The organism is Wolbachia endosymbiont of Drosophila bocki (assembly GCF_028982005.1).
GTDB classification, from domain to species: Bacteria; Pseudomonadota; Alphaproteobacteria; order Rickettsiales; family Anaplasmataceae; genus Wolbachia; species Wolbachia pipientis.
Genome location: NZ_JAPQLG010000092.1, coordinates 1 through 572 on the forward strand (window position 1 = coordinate 1; position 572 = coordinate 572).

The 572-nt window shown below is 31.5% G+C and carries 1 pseudogene; it reads left to right on the plus strand.

Annotated features, from left to right (window positions below):
• A pseudogene (locus OZD61_RS01905) lies at window positions 1–253 on the plus strand (multidrug ABC transporter ATP-binding protein); the annotation flags it as partial.
• Window positions 254–572: the final 319 nt, after the last annotated feature.

A 572-nucleotide genomic window follows, 5' to 3' on the forward strand; every position in this document is an offset into this window, starting at 1 on the left:
TCCTCAGGTTTTAATACTGGATGAAGCAACCTCTGCCCTTGATTACAAAAGTGAGAACCTCGTGCAAAAAGCATTGAGCAAGTTAATGCAAAACAGAACAACAATCGTAATTACACACAGGCTATCAACCGCACTCAAGACTGACAAGATTATAGTAATTAATCATGGAAAAGTAGAAGAAGTAGGAACTCATGACTCTCTAATGAGTAAAGACGGGCTGTATGCAAAACTGGCGAAGATAGAGTGGAATTGAAAGAAAATTTAAATCATACCGTTAGTTGATATGCTAGATTTATAATTAAAATTATTAAATTTTTAATTTTATTATTTTATAATGGTTCCATAGTTATCCGGAAATTTCGTGATCTGTAGTTTCTTTCATTCACGTTATATTCATAGCTTGTTCTATCTTAATGTAATTCCAATTTTGACTGTATAAGAGGTCTCTATGTTAAAACATAACTATAGTGATAAAATCAATAATCGCTATTCATATACTAACAAATTTCTTAGAACCTGTTTAAAATCTTCGTAATAGGAGAGAAATGAAGGAAAGGACAATCATTTGCAAG